Genomic DNA, 15768 nt, shown 5'->3' on the forward strand with positions numbered 1-15768 from the left:
GGGGCTGATGCTGGCGGGAGAATTGGCGCTGGCGGGGGTCGACGCCGCGATTGTCGAGCGGCGCGCCGGCCAGGCTCTGATCGGGGCACGGGCCGGCGGTCTGCATTCCCGCACCATCGAAGTTCTCGACCAGCGCGGCATCGCCGATCGGTTCCTATCCCGGGGCCAGGTGGCGCAGGTGGCCGGATTCGCCCAGATCCGGCTGGACATCAGTGACTTTCCCACCCGGCATCCGTACGGACTCGCTCTGTGGCAGAACGAGATCGAACGCATCCTGTCGGACTGGGTAAGCGAACTCGGCGTGCAGATCTACCGCGGCGACGAGGTGACGACCTGCGCCCAGGACGACACCGGCGTCGACGTCGGCCTGTCCGATGGCCGGACGATGCGCGGGCAGTATCTCGTCGGGTGCGACGGAGGACGCAGCGTCACCCGCAAGGCGGCCGGCATCGAATTTCCGGGGTGGGACGCGACCACGAGCTATCTGCTCGCCGAGGTCGAAATGAACTTCGGGACCGGGCACTCCCCGCAGTGGGGCATCCGCCACGACGCGATCGGCGTTCACGCCCTGTCCACCGCCGAGGAGGGCGGGCCGGTCCGGGTCATGGTCACCGAGGCCAACCTCGGACCGGCCACCGAACCCACGCTGCGTGACTTGAGTGACGCACTCGTCGCCGCATACGGCACCGACTATGGAATTCACAGTCCCACTTGGCTTTCCCGGTTCACCGATGCGGCGCGGCAGGCCGCCGCCTATCGGCACGGGCGGGTCCTGCTCGCCGGCGACGCCGCACACATCCACCACCCGGTGGGCGGTCAGGGCCTCAACACTGGAGTGCAGGATGCGGTGAATCTCGGCTGGAAGCTGGGCCAGGTGGTCAGCGGGACTTCGCCCGACCGCCTCTTGGACAGCTACCATGCCGAGCGGCACCCGGTTGCCCAGCGCGTGCTGCGCAACGCGATGGCGCAGATGGCGCTTCTTCGCCCCGACGAACGCACCAAGGCACTGCGCGACACCGTGTCCGACCTCCTCGGCATGGACGAACCGCGCGCACGCTTCGCCGCGATGATGTCTGGCCTGGACATCCGTTACGACCTGGGTGGAGGACATCCGTTGGTGGGGCGCCGGATGCCCGACCTGGACCTGGTCACCCAAGACGGTCCGCGGCGCGTGTTCGACCTGCTGCGAGACGCCCGCCCGCTGCTGCTGAATTTCGGGAATTCCGACGCCATAGACATCGAGCCCTGGGAAGACCGCGTCCGGCTGGTCGGCGCGAAACATGTTGCCGCATGCGTACTTCCGGTGCTGGGCGCGGTCAGTGACCCGCCCGCGGTGTTGATCAGGCCGGACGGCCACGTCGCCTGGGTCGGCGCCGATACCGACCCGGCGCTGTGTGACGCCCTCGCCACCTGGGTCGGACCACCCGCCGCGGCGCCCGGACAATCCACGCCGGCCAAATGATGACTTGTCCCCGCCGACGCAGGGTGTAACGTGCGTGTTCGCTGTTCGAGAGCAGGAAGCATTTGAACATGGCGACCGACCAACCGCCGACTCCGCCCATGGATTGGGCCGAGGCCGGAGCCCTGCTGAGGCCGGTGCTGCGCCCGCAGAGCTACGTCAACCACTTGGTCAACTCCGGGGCTCTGCCGTGGGTCCGTCCCGTGTTCCCCTTCATCAACGAGATGGTCGTTGTCGACCTGCCGACGGTGCGGGCCATGGTGACCCCGGCCGAAACGGACGCCTGGGGCATCAGCGGCGATCAGGCCTTCGCGGCGGCCAGGGAGAACCTTTCCGCCCATCAGCAGGCCTTCCAGCCGGGCGAGAAGTACCTGTTGAAAGACGCGGACGGCGGCAGCTATGTCGACTCGATGATCCTGGCGCCCGGTTGGCTGGGTTCACTCGCGGTGACGGACGGCCACCGGCCACTGGTCTTTTTCCCGGGCGATGGCGTATTACTGCTGGGCACCGACGCGCCCGACAATGCCGCGGACCTGTTCGAAGTCGCCGAGCAGATGTACCTCGACGCCGATCAGCCCATCTCGCCGCAGGGGTACACGATCGAGGGCAGCATCATCGCGCCGTTCGATCAGGCCGGTCCGCACCCCCTGCGCGATTTGGCGTTGCGGGCTCGAACCCTGCTGGCCACAAAGGAATACAGCCACCAGACCGAGTTTTTGCGGCAACACTATGAACGCGAGTTGTTTCCGCAATACGTCGGCGACGCGCAGATGATCGAGACGGCGTGGGGCCGGCGCACCACGGCGGTGTGGGGGCAGGGCATTCCATGGGAGCTACCGCAAACCGATTACGTGACCTTTCTTCTCGGCGACCCGTCCAATGTGTCGGACACGTTCACCGTGCCTTTTCCGACGGTGGTCGACGTGGCGGGCATCCTTCCCGTTGCGGGAATCAACCCGGTCCGCTACCGGGCCAACGAATGGCCGACGGCCGAGATGTTGAGAACGCTGAAGGCCCACGCCATCGACCTACCGAGCGGCTGACGACGTTCTTTCGGGCCACGCAGGCAACCCCTTAGTCCGGCGGCTCGCTGGTCGTGCCGCGCGCCGCCGCTTGTTCCCGGTCGCTGCGGTTGCCGGGGACGCCTTCGGCTTCGCTTTCCTCGGTAACCTTCTCCTCGAGCTCGTCGACGATGTTTTCCAGCTCCTGAGCGCGGCTCAGCGGGTCTTTGTCGGGTTTGGTCATGTCGCTTTCCATTGGCCTGGGTGAGGGACGGGCTCCGGCGCCGGGAACCCGCCGCTATTCAATACCCGATCGAGCGTCCGCTAACCAGACCCAGGCGCCGCCACGAGACACGAGACACAGCGCGGCGGCGGTGGAAGTATCGCAAGGGTGGCTACCGAGAAACCTCAGACCATCGCTTATCCCGCAGCCGACGCCCGCCCGCGTCGCCACCATGCCGACCCGCTCGATCCGCACGTCATCGTTCTTTTCGGTGCGACCGGCGATCTGGCGAAGCGAAAACTGCTGCCCGGCCTGGCCTACCTCGACCAGTCCGAATTGGCGCCGAATATTCAGATCGTCGCCACATCGTTGGAAGATCTGAGTCAGGACGAATTCCGTGACCTCGCGAAGGAAGCGATCGATTCCTTCGGCACGCACAAGCTCACGCCCGAGCAGTGGTCGAACTTCGCCAACATCGTCAACTACGTCCCGCAGGGCGCCGGACCCGAAGCGCTGGCCGAGGCGGTGGCGCAGGCCGAGGAAAACCTGGGTTCCAACGTGCGGCGGCTGCATTACCTGTCGGTGCCGCCCAAGGCGGCGCGCGACGTGATCACCATGCTGAGCGACGCCAAGCTGGTGGAACGTTCGCGGGTGGTGATGGAGAAACCGTTCGGCACCGATCTGGCCAGCGCGGTGGCGCTGAACGACTTCGTGCACGAAACCTTCGAGGAATCCCAGATCTTCCGCATCGATCACTTCCTGGGCAAGGAAGCCGCGCAGAACATCCTGGCGTTCCGCTTCGCCAACGGCCTGTTCGAGCCGATCTGGAACCGCAACTTCATCGACCACATTCAGATCGACATTCCCGAAGATAAGGGCCTGGAACAGCGGGCGAACTTTTACGAGGAGACGGGCGCGTATAAGGACATGGTGGTGACCCACCTGTTCCAGGTGATGGCGTTCGTGGTGATGGAGCCGCCGACGGCCCTCGAGCCGTTCGCCATCAGCGAGGAAAAGAACAAGGTGTTCCGGTCGATGCTGCCGGTCAAGCCGTCGAACGTGGTTCGCGGTCAGTATCAGGGTTATCGCGACGAGGACGGGGTGCCAAAGGATTCCGACACCGAGACGTTCATCGCCCTCAAGGTCGGCATCGACAACTGGCGATGGGCCGGAGTGCCCATCTATCTGCGCACCGGCAAGAAGATGGCCGAGGGCATCCGCGTAATCTCGATCGCGTTCAAGGAGGCCCCGCGAACCATGTTCCCGCCCGGGTCCGGCGTGGGCACCCAAGGGCCCGATCACCTCACCTTCGACCTCGCCGACAACTCGAAGGTTTCGTTGTCCTTCTATGGCAAGCGGCCCGGGCCGGGCATGAAGCTGGACAAGCTGTCCATGCAATTCTCCTCGCAGGAGATCGAGACGGTCGTGGACGTACTGGAGGCATACGAACGACTGATCCTCGACGCTATGCGCGGCGACCACACGCTGTTCAACACCGCGGAGGGCATCGAATCCTTGTGGGAGCGTTCGGAAGATCTGCTCACCGACCCGCCGCCGGCCAAGCTGTATCAGCCGGGCACCTGGGGTCCGAATGCCATTCACCAATTGATCGCACCCAATGCGTGGCGGCTGCCCTTCGAGCGCGAGTGGCGCGAAGCCAGGTCCTAGCGGAAGCGCCGAACCATCAGCGGTCAGCCCAATTCGGCTCTGAGGTAACTGATCGCCTGACGGAATTCTTTGAGGACCTCGTTGTCCGGCAGCACGAACCCGTAATCGGCATAGACCTGCTCGGTGGGGTGGCGCGTGACGTTCCAGCCGGTGGCGGCCAGGTGCTCGGCGGCGGGGCGGCGCTCCCCGAGCCACACCAGCTCGGCGACGTCGATGTCCAGTCCGTGCTGCCGCCAGGCGCTGCGCATCGCCCGGGCCCGTTCGTCGGTGAAGACGCTCATGTCGGTGATGTTCTCAGTGGCCAGCCGGCTGCCCGGAGCGCTGAGCGCGGTGATGTTGTCCAACAACCGGTCCTGGGCTTCGGGCGGTAGATAGGGCAGCAAGCCCTCGGCGATCCAGGCGGTGGGGGCGTCCGCATCAAAGCCGCTGTCGCGCAGCGCCGTTGGCCAATCATCGCGAAGATCGATGGCGACGGTTCGGCGCTCGGCGGCCGGTTCGGCACCGAGCTGGGCAAGTGTGTCGGTCTTGAAGGCAATGACCTCGGGCTGGTCGACCTCGAAAACCACCATCCCCGAAGGCCAGGGCAACCGATACGCCCGCGCGTCCAGCCCGGCGGCCAAGATGACGGCCTGCCGGATTCCAGCGGCGGTAGCGGCGCCGAAGAAATCGTCGAAAAAGCGGGTCCGCACTGTCATCTGCTCGCGTCGCTGCTGCAGCGTCATCGGCATGTCATCGGTGTCGAGCGGGATCTGACCATCCAGCATGCGGGTGAAAAAGGGATGCCCGACCGCCCGCACCAGCGGCTCCGCGAACCGGTCGTCAAGCAGCGGGTCCGGCTCGCGGGACGCCAGCGCCCGCGAGGCCGCCACCATCGTCGCGGTCGCCCCAACACTGGAGGCCAGGTCCCAGCTGTCGCCCTCGCTACGCACCGAGCCAAATGATGACATTCGCTTCCCCTTCCGGAATCCACCCGCCGCGTCGGCCAATTCGCCCTCGGCCCCGCTTACCGCTGGTGGCTACACCACCGGTACCGAAGGGTACTTTCTGGCTATGCCACGCGCACCACACACCGGTCGCGCAGGCGTTTCACTCCCGGCCCCTGCCCGACGACTCCGAAAGTGAATCACGTGATGGCACCGACCCTGCGCCCGCGCCGATCCGCCCTGTACCTGCCCGGCAACAAACCCCGCGCGCTGGAGAAGGGCAAAACCCTGCCGGCGGACATGCTGATATTCGACCTCGAGGATGCGGTGGGACCCGACGCGAAGGCCGATTCACGGACGACGGTGTGCGACGCGATCTCTTCGGAGAGCTATCGGCCCCGCGAGGTGGTGGTGCGTATCAACGGCCTGGATACCGATTGGCACGATGACGACCTCGCCGCCGTGGCCGCATCGACTGCTGACGGCGTGCTGGTGCCGAAAGTCGAAACGGGTCAACAGGTTCAAGCGCTGGCTGACGCGCTCGACGCGTTGGGAGCGCGGAAGTCATTGCAGCTGTGGGTGATGATCGAAACGCCCAGGGCCTTCCTGCGGGCAGAGGATGTTGCGTCGGCCAGCGATCGCCTCGCCGGATTGGTGGTGGGCACCAACGATCTTGTCAACGAGCTGCACGGCCTGCACGTCCCCGGCCGGGCACCCGCCGCGCCCGCCCTAGGCCTGGCTTTGCTGGGAGCGCGGGCGGCCGGGAAGATCATCTTGGACGGCGTGTTCAACGACATCACCGACGAGGCCGCATTCCGGGCCGAGGCCCAGCAGGGCCGGGAGATGGGGTTCGACGGCAAGACCCTGATTCACCCGTCGCAAATCGCCCCCGCCAACGAGCTGTTCGGCCCGTCACGCCAGGAGCTCGAAGACGCCCGCGCGATCGTGTCGGCTTACGAGGAGGCCAAGGCCGCGGGGAGCAGCGTAATCACCGTCGGCGGCCGCATGATCGAGAGCCTGCACGTCAGGGACGCCCAGCGCATCCTCACCCTGGCGGATCTGATCTCCGAGATGGGATCCGCCTCCTAGGGGCGGTGCACATGTCGGGTGCGTCACTGCGGGTGGGTCACGGCAACGCGCAACGGGCGTTTGGCGCCCGGCACGCGGTAGGTTGAACGGCGTTCCCGACGACTCGAGAGGAGATGACGTGGCTCATACCATGGCCGAGGCCGACCGCGCGTGGATGATCGACACGCTGCTCGCGCTGCTGCAGACCCCGAGCCCGGCGGGACGCACGGACGCGGTGATGCAGCTGATCGGCGACATCTTCGACGACTTCGGGGTGCCGTTCACGCTGACCCGGCGCGGCGCGCTCACCGCCGAACTCCCGGGTGAGTCCGCGACCACCGACCGGGCGCTGGTGGTCCACTCCGACACCATCGGCTGCATGATCCGCAACCTCAAGGACAACGGCCGCCTCGAAATCGTTCCCGTCGGCACCTTTTCGGCCCGGTTCGCCGAGGGGGCTCGCGTACGCATCTTCATCGACGACCCCGACGAGTTCATCACCGGCACCGTCTTGCCGCTCAAGGCCAGCGGGCACGCGTTCGGCGACGCGATCGATACCCAACCCACGGACTGGGAGCACGTCGAGGTTCGCATCGACCGCAAGGTGTCTTCGCGCGAGGATTTGGTTCGTCTGGGCCTGCAGATCGGTGACTTCGTCGCATTGATCACCAGCCCCGAGCTCACGGCCGACGGCTTCATCGTCTCCCGCCATCTGGACGGGAAGGCGGGCGTCGCGATCGCGCTCGCCCTGGCCAAGAACTTCGCGGAGAACAAAGTGGTGCTGCCGCACCGCACCACGATCATGGTCACCATCACCGAGGAGGTCGGCCACGGTGCCAGCCACGGGCTCCCCGCCGACGTCGCCGAACTGGTTTCGGTGGACAACGCGGTATGCGCACCCGGCCAGCACTCCATCGAGGACGGCGTCACGATACCGATGGCCGATCTGCACGGCCCGTTCGACTACCACCTGACCCGCAAACTCTGCCGGCTCGCGCACGAGCAGGGAATCAAGTTCGCCCGCGACATCTTTCGCTTTTACCGATCCGATGCCGCCGCGGCGATCGAGGCCGGGGCCAACACCCGCGCAGCGCTGGTCGGCTTCGGACTCGACGCCAGCCATGGTTGGGAGCGCACGCACATCGATTCGCTGGAAGCGGCCTACAACCTCCTGCACGCCTGGCTGCAGACGCCGCTGACATTCGCCCAGTGGGATGCCAAGCCATCGGGCAAGCTCGAGGACTTCCCGTCGTCAGAACAGCCCGCGCCCAGCGAGCGGTGGGTGCCGCTGTCTCGCGGCGATTTCGAGAGCCCCGGCGAGGCGTCGCCCGGGACGGTCTGGCCGCCGGACGGACCCCAGGCCTGAGGCCGCTACATCTGCGCCCAGACGATCTTCGTCTGTAGGTACGTCTCGATGCCGGCCTTGCCGGACTGCTTGTAGCCGCCGAACGGCAGGATCGTGACGACGGGCCCGAAGATCTCCTCCCGGAACAGCCGGCTGGTGTCGGGATCGACATCGGTGACGACCGTCGGGTGCACGAAGTAGCCCCTGCGCCGGCGCTACCGGCCGCGGGTGATCCGGTCGGCGCGCCAGCACCGGGACTGCATGGGGACGTCGATCGCGTCGGCGCCCGGGAAACGCTCGGCAAGGAGGGCTCGGGCGTTGTCGAGCCGTTGCGCGCGGTCATCCGGCGACGCGATGATCACCCGGCTGTACGTGCCGAGCATCGCGACGACGTCGTCGATTGTCATCGTCCGCACGAATGCGAAGGTCTCGCGGGCGACGTTGTGGAAGATCTGCGGATCGGGGAGCACGACGTTCTGATGGCGGCGGAAGCGGTCGGGTGCATCCGCCTCGGTCAGGTCGTCGCCGGGCAGCAGATCGAGGCCGCGAACCCAGTCCACGTCGCGATCACGACTAGTCCAGATCAGCCCGAAACGCCCGCCGTCGCGCAGGACGCGGCCGATCTCCGGAACGGCCCGCTCGGGATCCATCCAGTGCCACGCCGACGACACGAACACCGCATCGGCGGAATGGTCGGGCATGGGGATCGCCTCACCGGTGCCTTCGACGGCGCGGACCCCCGGAGACCGCTCCGCCAGCACCGCACGCATCCGCGCGTCGGGCTCGACAGCGACGACGTGCGCGGCCCGGCCGACGAGCGTTCGGGTGAACAGTCCGGTGCCCGCGCCGAGGTCGACGGCCACCTCACATTCGGATGGCAACAACCAGTCCACCGCCTGGTGCGGAGGGTGCGGCCGCAGCCCGTCGTAGTCTTCGGCGATCGAACCGAAGGACATCGCGCGTTCTCGACGATCAGTCACACGCGACAAGGTAATCCAGCTCGCTGTGCGAGACGTGAGAAGTCGTGGCGCCTCACCAGAGCGCGCTGTGGTTGACCAGCGCATCGGCGATGAGCCCGGTCCCGACAACCAGGAACAGCAGCCGCACCGCCATCGGGCCGTAGCGGGTGAGGGCACGCACTATCGCACGCTGAATCCGCTTGGCCTGCATGGTTTTTCTCGTCGACAGGGCGAGGATCAGCAGCGGCGGCGAAAGAGCGATCGCCCAATAGGCGATGATGACCAGCGGCCAGAGCGGCGGTCTCGGGTGCAGCGCGGCGATCATTGCCAACCCGGTGAGGTAGGGCACGGCGGTCGGGGCTTGGCCACTGCCCACCGCCAACCCCAGGAATCCCAGCAGCCAGGGCCGTTGCCGCATCGCCGCGAGCGCCCACCCGGGTGCCGATGATTGTGCGGTCAGCGGGAAGTAGGCCACACCGATCAATACGATCCCCAGCAGCAGTTCGCCCCGGAAGCGAATCGCCGGCGTCAGGTGAAAGTCGAGCACCTCGGTGATGAAGCCGATGCCCAGGACGGCGCACACGCCGAAGGCGGTCGTCACCGCGAACACGCCCGCGATGTAGCTCAGGGCACCCGGAATCGGTGACCGACGTCCTAGTCGGCTGTCGAAGATGACGGCCGAGACCACTCCCAGGTTGAGCACGTTCAGCGAGTCGAGAAACGCCAGTCCGGCAAGCGCCAGTGCCAGAGCCGCCACGCGTCTGCACCTGGCCTAGTGTGCGGATTTCCCTGCTGCCCGCAGCCGACTGCGCACTGACCACGGCGACAGGATCAAAGCAGCGATCATGCTGGGAAACAATACGAGTCCGAGGGAGAACTTGTCGGCGCAGGCCGCCGCTGAACCGGCGATTGCGCCCTCACGATTGCTGACGCGGGGGGCGATGGTTTCGGCGCAAGTCATGGACGGCATCATCGAGGCGTCGCGGCGCGGTGGTTGCAATGCCGCCGCGGTCAAGCGGTGACACCACATCACGGAGGGGTTCGACATTGAACCAAACGACCTCGCAGGGTCTACGTGAATACCTCGTCGGGGCCTGGACGTTGGAGACTTACCAGAGCTCCGATGTGGATGGCTCCAACGTGCGTTACCCGCTGGGAACCGACGCCCGCGGAATCATCATGTACACCGCCGACGGCTACATGTCCGCACAGATCATGCGCGCGGACCGCGCTCCGGTTGCCCGCGGCGATCTCCAGCTCGCCGACAACGACGAATTGGCCGCGGCGGCCAGGGGATATTTGGCCTACGCGGGCCCGTACAGCGTTCTCGACAACGGCATTATCGCCCACCACGTCGACGTCAGCCTGCTGCCGAACTGGACCGGCGGAACGCAGTACCGCGCAGCCCAAATCGGCGATGACCGGTTGCAACTCGGCCCGGCCGAGCCCGTGCTCATCAAAGGTAAACTGCGCAGCGGACGCCTGCTCTGGCAGCGCGCGAAACCAGCCAAATAGCCTGTCGTGCAACTGAAACGAACCTGAGGAGCGAACGCAGCGCGTCGCGCCGGCCACAGGAGAACCGAATGGGATTGCTCGACCACAAGACCGCGGTCATCACCGGTGCCAACTCAGGCATCGGGCTGGCGACCGCGCGGCGGTTTCTCGCCGAAGGGGCCGACCGGGTGTTCATCACCGGCCGACGCCGGCCCGAACTTGACGATGCGGCAAAGCAATTGGGGCCGCGCGCTACCGCGGTAGCCGGCGATGTCGGATCGCCGGGGGATCTCGATCGGCTGTACGCCGAGGTCGCCGCCGCCGGTAATGGCCTGGACATCGTGATGGCCAACGCCGGGTCGACGAGGGTGGCGCGGCTGGGGGAGATCACCGACGACGACCTCGACACGCTGCTGACCACTAATGTCAAGGGAGTCGTCTACACCGTGCAGAAGTCGCTGCCGTTGCTCAACGACGGCGCCTCCATCATCCTGACCGGCTCCACCACCGCCGACCGGGGCCGTGCCGGGCTGAGCATCTACGCCGCCACGAAGGCGGCCGTCCGGTCACTGGCCCGCGCCTGGGCCAACGAACTCGCCGACCGCGGCATCCGGGTCAACGTGATCGTGGCCGGGTCCACGGCCACCCCCGGAAGCAACGCACTGGCCGCGCAGACCGATCCCGAAGCCTCGATCGAGGAGTTCCGCGCCGGCCGCATCGCGACGATCCCACTGGGCCGCTTCGCCGATCCCACCGAGATCGCCAATGCCGCGGTGTTTTTGGCCAGCGACCTGTCCAGCTTCACGACCGGATCCACGGTGACCGCCGACGGCGGATTCAACCAAGTCTGACCTGCTCGTCGCCTCGCATAGGCGAGTCTCAGCGCTGACGGTCCTCAACGTCGTCGGCCAATTCATCGAAGAGGGCCTGGTTGAGGCCGAAGGCGAGTTTCACCTCGCCGACAATGCGATCGATCTCGGCGGCGTCGGCGCTAAGGGCGTCAAGGCGGGCGCGGTAGGCGTCTTTATACGGTTTGGGCCGCACCGGAAATTCGTAGAACGCGAGGCCGGCGCCGCGCAGCCCGAACGTCCGGTCCAGGATTTTGCCGATGCCCCGGCCTCCGGAGAGGTCCCCGAGGTATCGGGTGTAGTGGTGTGCCACCAGCGCACCACCCCACGTGAGGGCGCCGAGCCGCTCGGCGTAGGCCTCCGCCGCGGGGGAGTGGACTTCTCGGTCGGCGCCCTGGGGAAGCCAGTGCTCGAGGTCGGCATCGATCGCCGTCAGGCGCTCCAACGCGGGGTCGTACACGGCGGCCACCATAAAATCGTCACGGCGGGCCCGCACGGCTTCCTCCAGGGCGGCATACACCACGCGCAACCGCAGTAAGTAATCGGAATAGCCCGGCGCACCGATCCGGCCGGCGAGCAGTTCGGACATGAATGGGCTCTGCTCGGCGGCGTCGTGTTCGGCCGCCGAGCCCTCCTTCATCGCGACCGAGAGACGGCGGCTTGTTGGGACGGCGATCGAGCGCATGACGTGCCCAGATTACATTGGTGATCACCGCGGGGACGGCTGCTGCAGCGGGTGCGACCAGAGCCGAAAGCCGAGTGGTGCTTGCCGGAGGGAAAGTTTTGTTGAGCGCGCGGGGAATCAGTGCCAACCAATCTGCTCAGAAATGCGAACCGACGCCGGCCCACTCCAGCGTGGCGGCACACATTGATAGTTTGGAGGTCTGGCTGCTACCCCTCACCAATCCGATGAAGCCGCTCGCGTGATCAGCGACGAGCGGCTCGTTGGGCCACCGGTGACCGCGGATCAGCCGGTCGACGATCTCGTGCCGGTCGGCACCCCCATCGACCTGGACAACTGTGCGCGTGAGCCGATCCACATCCCCGGCAGCATCCAGCCGCGCGGTGTGCTCGCGGTGGTGCGCGAGCCCGCGTTCGAGGTGCGTCAGGTCAGCGCCAACGTCGCCGATTTGCTCGGCCGTCCCGTTGAGACCGTCCTGGGCCGGCACCTGTCGGCACTGATCGGTTCCGAGCAGGCCGGCCGCGTCGAGCAGGCCGCGGCGACCTTCGGCAGTCTGCGCCAGAACAACCCGCTCGAGTTCACCATCGAGGTCGCCGGGGAGTCGCGGGCGTTCGACGCGATCCTGCACCGTGAGCCGGGCGGTGTGGTGTTGGTGGAACTCGAGATCGCCTACGGGGAGCGGCCGTTTTCGTTCCCGAACACCTATCAGGCGGTCCGCGGTGCGGTGGAGGAGTTGAACCGGGCCTTAACGCTGACCGAGCTGTATGCCATCGCCGCGCGCGCCGTTCGCGACCTGACCGGCTTCGACCGGGTGATGGTGTACCGCTACGACGAGGAATACAACGGCGAGGTTGTCGCCGAGTCCAAGCGCGACGACCTCAACTCCTTCCTCGGCCTGCATTACCCGTCGACCGACATCCCAGCGCAAGCGCGCGCGCTGTACGAGAAGAACTGGATCCGGCTGATCTCCGACGTCGACTACACGCCGGCGGCGCTGGTGCCGAGCATCGACCCGGTGGGCAACGCGCCCCTGGACCTGACGTATGCCACGTTGCGCAGCGTTTCGCCGATCCACATCGAGTATCTGCAGAACATGGGCGTGCACGCGTCGATGTCGATCTCGTTGCTTCGTCAGGGGCGGTTGTGGGGCCTGATCGCCTGCCACCACTACTCGGGACCGCACCTGCCGCCGTTCGGCACCCGGGCGGCAGCCGAGTTCCTCGGCTCGACCTTGTCGCTGCGGTTGGTCGACCGATTCGAGGACGAACAACTGCATAAGCGGTTGGCCGCGCAGGCCATCCTGGGCAAGCTCACCGCCGCCACGCTCGATGATGGCGAGCCGCTGTCGGCGGCGCTGCTCGGCGCACCCGACCTGCTTGACCTCGTGCCCGCCGACGGCGTGGTCATCGACATCGGGGGCGACTTCCGTACGCGTGGCTCGGTTCCACCGCCGGAAGTCGTGTCCGCCGTCGCCGGCTGGGCGCGTGACGTGGACGACGACATCGCGAGCAGCGAGTGCCTGTCCCGCGCATTGCCCGAGCTCGATCTCGACGCGCAGTTGGCCGCCGGCGCGCTGGTGCTCAACCTGCCTGATGGGCAATACGCCATGTGGTTCCGTAAAGAGGTGCTGCGCTCGGTGGACTGGGGCGGCGACCCGTACAACAAGGCGATCGCGGGCGCCGAGGGCGACGATTTTCGGCTCAGCCCGCGCAAATCGTTCGACCGGTGGCGAGAGATCGTCCATCGACGCAGTGAACCGTGGTCGTCGAGCGAGATCGAATCCGCCGAGTCGTTGCGGCGCCACTTGGTCGAGTCGCTGTACAGCCGTACGCGGGGAGCTCTGCGCGTGGCGGAGACGCTGCAGCGTAGCCTGCTGCCCGAGTCGATCCCGACGCTCGAAAACTGGGAGCTGTCCGCCCATTACGAGCCCGCCGCGGGCGATAACGTCGGCGGGGACTGGTACGACGCGTTCGAGCTTCGCGACGGCCGGCTGATCGTCTTGATCGGCGACGTGGCAGGGCATGGCATCGCAGCTGCCGGCACCATGGCGGCGCTGCGCAACGCGCTGCGTGCCCAGTTGTTCGCCGGCGCCACACCCGCCGAGGCGCTACAACAGCTCAACGACTTCTGCCTGCACATGCTGCGTGGCGCGTTCGCCACCGTCATTGCCGCGCGGGTCGATCTCCGATCCGGTCAGGTGGAGGCAGCCTCGGCAGGGCATTTGATGCCGTACCTGACGAGCCCGACGGCAGTGCCGGCGCCGATCAAGCTGTCGCCACCGATCGGCGTCAAGGGCGTCAGCTACGCACCCAGCGCTTTCACCATCGAGCCGGGGCACGGCTTGGTCTTGTTCTCCGACGGTCTGGTGGAACGCCGCGGTGTATCCATCGACGATGGACTCGACCTGCTGGCCGAGACCCTCGGCCGGACCGGTGGTGCGGCGGCGACCCAAATCTGGACGGCGATGGCATCGGGCCATACCGACGACGACGTCACCATCATCACGGTGCGCCGTACGTGAACTCCTCTGCAGTGCTTTGCATTTCAGCAGGCACGCGCGCCTGAGCAACCGCAACCCTCGAAAGTCCGGCCACCCTCGAGCTTTAGCGCGGCGGCGTGGCGATCAACAGATGCGGCGCGTTGTCGGCTTGACTCACCCGACGGTGTTCGACCGTGAGGCCGGTGCTGTGCAACGCGTCGAGCACCTGGGGCACGGGGCGGAGGTGAAAGCCGTACCCGGTGAAGGGCATTCTGGCCATGACATCGGGGTCGGCCATCCCGATGACGATTCGACCCGAGCTGGCTATCACCCGGGCCAGCTCCGTGAACGCCCGATCCAGTTCAGTGACGAAGTAGATGGTGTTGACGGTGAGTGCGCCGCTCAATGCTCCGTCGGCAAAGGGAAGCTCCATCATCGACGCCGGATGTAGCGCCAGGCGTCCGGTCGCGATGTCGCGCCGATATCGCCGCGAGGCCCGACTGAGCATTGTCTCCGATACCTCGACACCGTGGACCTTGCCCGACGGACCGACCATGTCAAGCAGGAATCCCAGCCCGACGCCGCCGCCAAATCCAACATCGGCGACCGCGGATCCAGCACCGGGCTGCAGCGCCCGCGCGGCGGCGCTCACGAAGCGCCGATTGCCCCGATTGAGCGCCGCACCGACCATCCGCCCCCGTACACCGCTTGGATGACCAAGCTGCTTCGCAATGCCCCTCATCATCGCGCCCCGGACCCCCATCCCACGACCGTAGGGCACGGGTGCTGGTGCGGCATGGATATTGAAGAAGTGATCGAGGCTGCGCAGCGAACACCGTCACGCTGGACCACACGGTTCTCTTGACGGCGCGCTCAGGCCCTGGCGCGAGTATCGCGACATCCACGCCCGTCGCTTGATAACTCGAGACAGATCCCGGCACTCATGTTCGGCCCGTTACGCGGTTGAGACACAAGGGATCCGGCGGCCGCGCTATCCCGCGGCGTCGAGGATCTTGATCGCGAAGACGAGCGAGTCGCCGGGCTGGATCCCGGCGCTGGGCTGACCTTCGGGGTAGCCATCCGCCGGGACCATCGCGACGGCAACCGTGGATCCAACCTTTTGACCCGCGATGGCTTTCTGAAAGCCCGGCACGACTCCGGCGAGCGGGAAGTCGACCGGTGCGCCGCGCTGATAGCTACTGTCGAAGACGGACCCATCACGGCCGTTGACGCCCATGTAGCAGACGGAGACCCTGGCGGTGCTGGAGACCACCGGTCCATCTCCGGCGTGCAGCGTGTGCACCTGGGTCTGGCTCACGCCGAACGGTGCGGTGACGTTCACCAGCGGAGCGGTCGTATCCGTGGACCCGGTGACCGCAACGCTGCCGGTGGTGCCGCTCAGCGTCCAGTCCGGCGTTCCGCCATTTGGCGGTGCTGCGGTGGGGCACGAGCCGGCCGCGGTGGCCGGCCCCGCCGCAGCGACCGTCATAGCGGTTGCTGCGGCAGAAGCCGCGAGCGCGACGGAGGAATACGTCCGGGAGGATTTCACGGCCGACACGCTACAGCCAGTGCTGGCGTTGCCTACCGGTAGGCCTGCGCCAAGTGGTCGTGTTGTGATC

16 protein-coding genes and 1 pseudogene are annotated in these 15768 nt (G+C 66.7%); 9 read left to right on the forward strand and 8 right to left on the reverse strand.

From position 1 onward, the window contains the following. The first annotated feature begins 7 nt into the window (after window positions 1–7). Window positions 8–1462, forward strand: a complete 1455-nt coding sequence (locus AC5Y4H_RS06605) for an FAD-dependent monooxygenase (protein WP_499979928.1) — start codon at window positions 8–10, stop codon at window positions 1460–1462. A 62-nt stretch (window positions 1463–1524) separates the two neighbouring features. After that, complete coding sequence (locus tag AC5Y4H_RS06610; protein ID WP_499979637.1) at window positions 1525–2502, forward strand: DUF1444 domain-containing protein; 978 nt, start codon at window positions 1525–1527, stop codon at window positions 2500–2502. Between the two features lie 31 nt (window positions 2503–2533). Here the strand turns inward: AC5Y4H_RS06610 and AC5Y4H_RS06615 are convergent, their stop codons facing one another. Continuing rightward, window positions 2534–2716, reverse strand: coding sequence for a hypothetical protein (locus tag AC5Y4H_RS06615; RefSeq protein ID WP_067132127.1), 183 nt, complete (start codon window positions 2714–2716; stop codon window positions 2534–2536). A 135-nt stretch (window positions 2717–2851) separates the two neighbouring features. Between AC5Y4H_RS06615 and zwf the strand changes: the two genes are divergently transcribed. Further along, window positions 2852–4351 carry a glucose-6-phosphate dehydrogenase gene (gene zwf / locus AC5Y4H_RS06620; RefSeq protein ID WP_499979639.1) on the forward strand — a complete coding sequence of 500 codons (1500 nt, stop codon included), beginning with the start codon at window positions 2852–2854 and terminating at the stop codon, window positions 4349–4351. 23 nt (window positions 4352–4374) lie between these two features. Here the strand turns inward: zwf and AC5Y4H_RS06625 are convergent, their stop codons facing one another. After that, a complete protein-coding gene (locus AC5Y4H_RS06625) occupies window positions 4375–5298 on the reverse strand; it encodes a class I SAM-dependent methyltransferase (RefSeq protein WP_499979640.1) in 924 nt (307 codons plus the stop codon). Window positions 5299–5481: 183 nt separating this feature from the next. Here AC5Y4H_RS06625 and AC5Y4H_RS06630 point away from each other — a divergent pair, with 183 nt between their 5' ends. After that, the gene (locus tag AC5Y4H_RS06630; protein WP_499979930.1) at window positions 5482–6363 is read left to right on the forward strand and encodes an HpcH/HpaI aldolase/citrate lyase family protein; all 882 of its coding nucleotides are present in this window, start codon (window positions 5482–5484) and stop codon (window positions 6361–6363) included. 130 nt (window positions 6364–6493) lie between these two features. After that, window positions 6494–7708, forward strand: coding sequence for an osmoprotectant NAGGN system M42 family peptidase (locus AC5Y4H_RS06635; protein WP_499979931.1), 1215 nt, complete (start codon window positions 6494–6496; stop codon window positions 7706–7708). Window positions 7709–7713: 5 nt separating this feature from the next. On the opposite strand, the pseudogene AC5Y4H_RS06640 reads toward AC5Y4H_RS06635, so the two are convergent. The 3 genes and pseudogenes from AC5Y4H_RS06640 to AC5Y4H_RS06650 all read right to left on the reverse strand — a co-directional run. Then, window positions 7714–7896 (reverse strand): annotated as a pseudogene (locus AC5Y4H_RS06640) (aldehyde dehydrogenase family protein); the annotation flags it as partial. 6 nt (window positions 7897–7902) lie between these two features. Continuing rightward, window positions 7903–8667 carry a class I SAM-dependent methyltransferase gene (locus AC5Y4H_RS06645; RefSeq protein ID WP_499979642.1) on the reverse strand — a complete coding sequence of 255 codons (765 nt, stop codon included), beginning with the start codon at window positions 8665–8667 and terminating at the stop codon, window positions 7903–7905. Between the two features lie 52 nt (window positions 8668–8719). Then, window positions 8720–9403 (reverse strand): GAP family protein, encoded by a 684-nt coding sequence (locus tag AC5Y4H_RS06650; protein WP_499979644.1) that lies wholly within the window; start codon window positions 9401–9403, stop codon window positions 8720–8722. 88 nt (window positions 9404–9491) lie between these two features. Here AC5Y4H_RS06650 and AC5Y4H_RS06655 point away from each other — a divergent pair, with 88 nt between their 5' ends. From AC5Y4H_RS06655 to AC5Y4H_RS06665, 3 genes are all read left to right on the forward strand, one after another. Then, window positions 9492–9668, forward strand: coding sequence for a hypothetical protein (locus AC5Y4H_RS06655; protein WP_499979645.1), 177 nt, complete (start codon window positions 9492–9494; stop codon window positions 9666–9668). Window positions 9669–9693: 25 nt separating this feature from the next. Then, window positions 9694–10161 (forward strand): lipocalin-like domain-containing protein, encoded by a 468-nt coding sequence (locus AC5Y4H_RS06660; RefSeq protein ID WP_499979646.1) that lies wholly within the window; start codon window positions 9694–9696, stop codon window positions 10159–10161. 68 nt (window positions 10162–10229) lie between these two features. Then, window positions 10230–10991: an SDR family NAD(P)-dependent oxidoreductase gene (locus AC5Y4H_RS06665; RefSeq protein ID WP_499979648.1), complete on the forward strand. Its 762-nt coding sequence runs from the start codon at window positions 10230–10232 to the stop codon at window positions 10989–10991. Between the two features lie 28 nt (window positions 10992–11019). Here AC5Y4H_RS06665 and AC5Y4H_RS06670 read toward each other — a convergent pair whose 3' ends face one another. Continuing rightward, window positions 11020–11673, reverse strand: a complete 654-nt coding sequence (locus AC5Y4H_RS06670; protein ID WP_499979649.1) for a biliverdin-producing heme oxygenase — start codon at window positions 11671–11673, stop codon at window positions 11020–11022. A gap of 238 nt (window positions 11674–11911) precedes the next feature. On the opposite strand from AC5Y4H_RS06670, the gene AC5Y4H_RS06675 reads away from it, so the two are divergent. Continuing rightward, window positions 11912–14191 carry a SpoIIE family protein phosphatase gene (locus tag AC5Y4H_RS06675; protein ID WP_499979652.1) on the forward strand — a complete coding sequence of 760 codons (2280 nt, stop codon included), beginning with the start codon at window positions 11912–11914 and terminating at the stop codon, window positions 14189–14191. Window positions 14192–14273: 82 nt separating this feature from the next. Here AC5Y4H_RS06675 and AC5Y4H_RS06680 read toward each other — a convergent pair whose 3' ends face one another. After that, window positions 14274–14912 (reverse strand): methyltransferase domain-containing protein, encoded by a 639-nt coding sequence (locus AC5Y4H_RS06680; RefSeq protein WP_499979655.1) that lies wholly within the window; start codon window positions 14910–14912, stop codon window positions 14274–14276. A gap of 228 nt (window positions 14913–15140) precedes the next feature. Continuing rightward, window positions 15141–15698 carry an FKBP-type peptidyl-prolyl cis-trans isomerase gene (locus AC5Y4H_RS06685; protein WP_499979658.1) on the reverse strand — a complete coding sequence of 186 codons (558 nt, stop codon included), beginning with the start codon at window positions 15696–15698 and terminating at the stop codon, window positions 15141–15143. Window positions 15699–15768 lie beyond the last annotated feature (70 nt).

This window comes from Mycobacterium sp. NGS58 (assembly GCF_059812385.1).

Coding starts and splice junctions, on each gene's coding strand:
- AC5Y4H_RS06680 (WP_499979655.1), bottom strand. CDS start 14,912: ATGGGGGTCCGGGGCGCGATGATGAGGGGCATTGCGAAGCAGCTTGGT.
- AC5Y4H_RS06670 (WP_499979649.1), bottom strand. CDS start 11,673: ATGCGCTCGATCGCCGTCCCAACAAGCCGCCGTCTCTCGGTCGCGATG.
- AC5Y4H_RS06665 (WP_499979648.1), top strand. CDS start 10,230: ATGGGATTGCTCGACCACAAGACCGCGGTCATCACCGGTGCCAACTCA.
- AC5Y4H_RS06615 (WP_067132127.1), bottom strand. CDS start 2,716: ATGGAAAGCGACATGACCAAACCCGACAAAGACCCGCTGAGCCGCGCT.
- AC5Y4H_RS06630 (WP_499979930.1), top strand. CDS start 5,482: ATGGCACCGACCCTGCGCCCGCGCCGATCCGCCCTGTACCTGCCCGGC.
- AC5Y4H_RS06635 (WP_499979931.1), top strand. CDS start 6,494: ATGGCCGAGGCCGACCGCGCGTGGATGATCGACACGCTGCTCGCGCTG.
- AC5Y4H_RS06655 (WP_499979645.1), top strand. CDS start 9,492: ATGCTGGGAAACAATACGAGTCCGAGGGAGAACTTGTCGGCGCAGGCC.
- AC5Y4H_RS06625 (WP_499979640.1), bottom strand. CDS start 5,298: ATGTCATCATTTGGCTCGGTGCGTAGCGAGGGCGACAGCTGGGACCTG.
- AC5Y4H_RS06605 (WP_499979928.1), top strand. CDS start 8: ATGCTGGCGGGAGAATTGGCGCTGGCGGGGGTCGACGCCGCGATTGTC.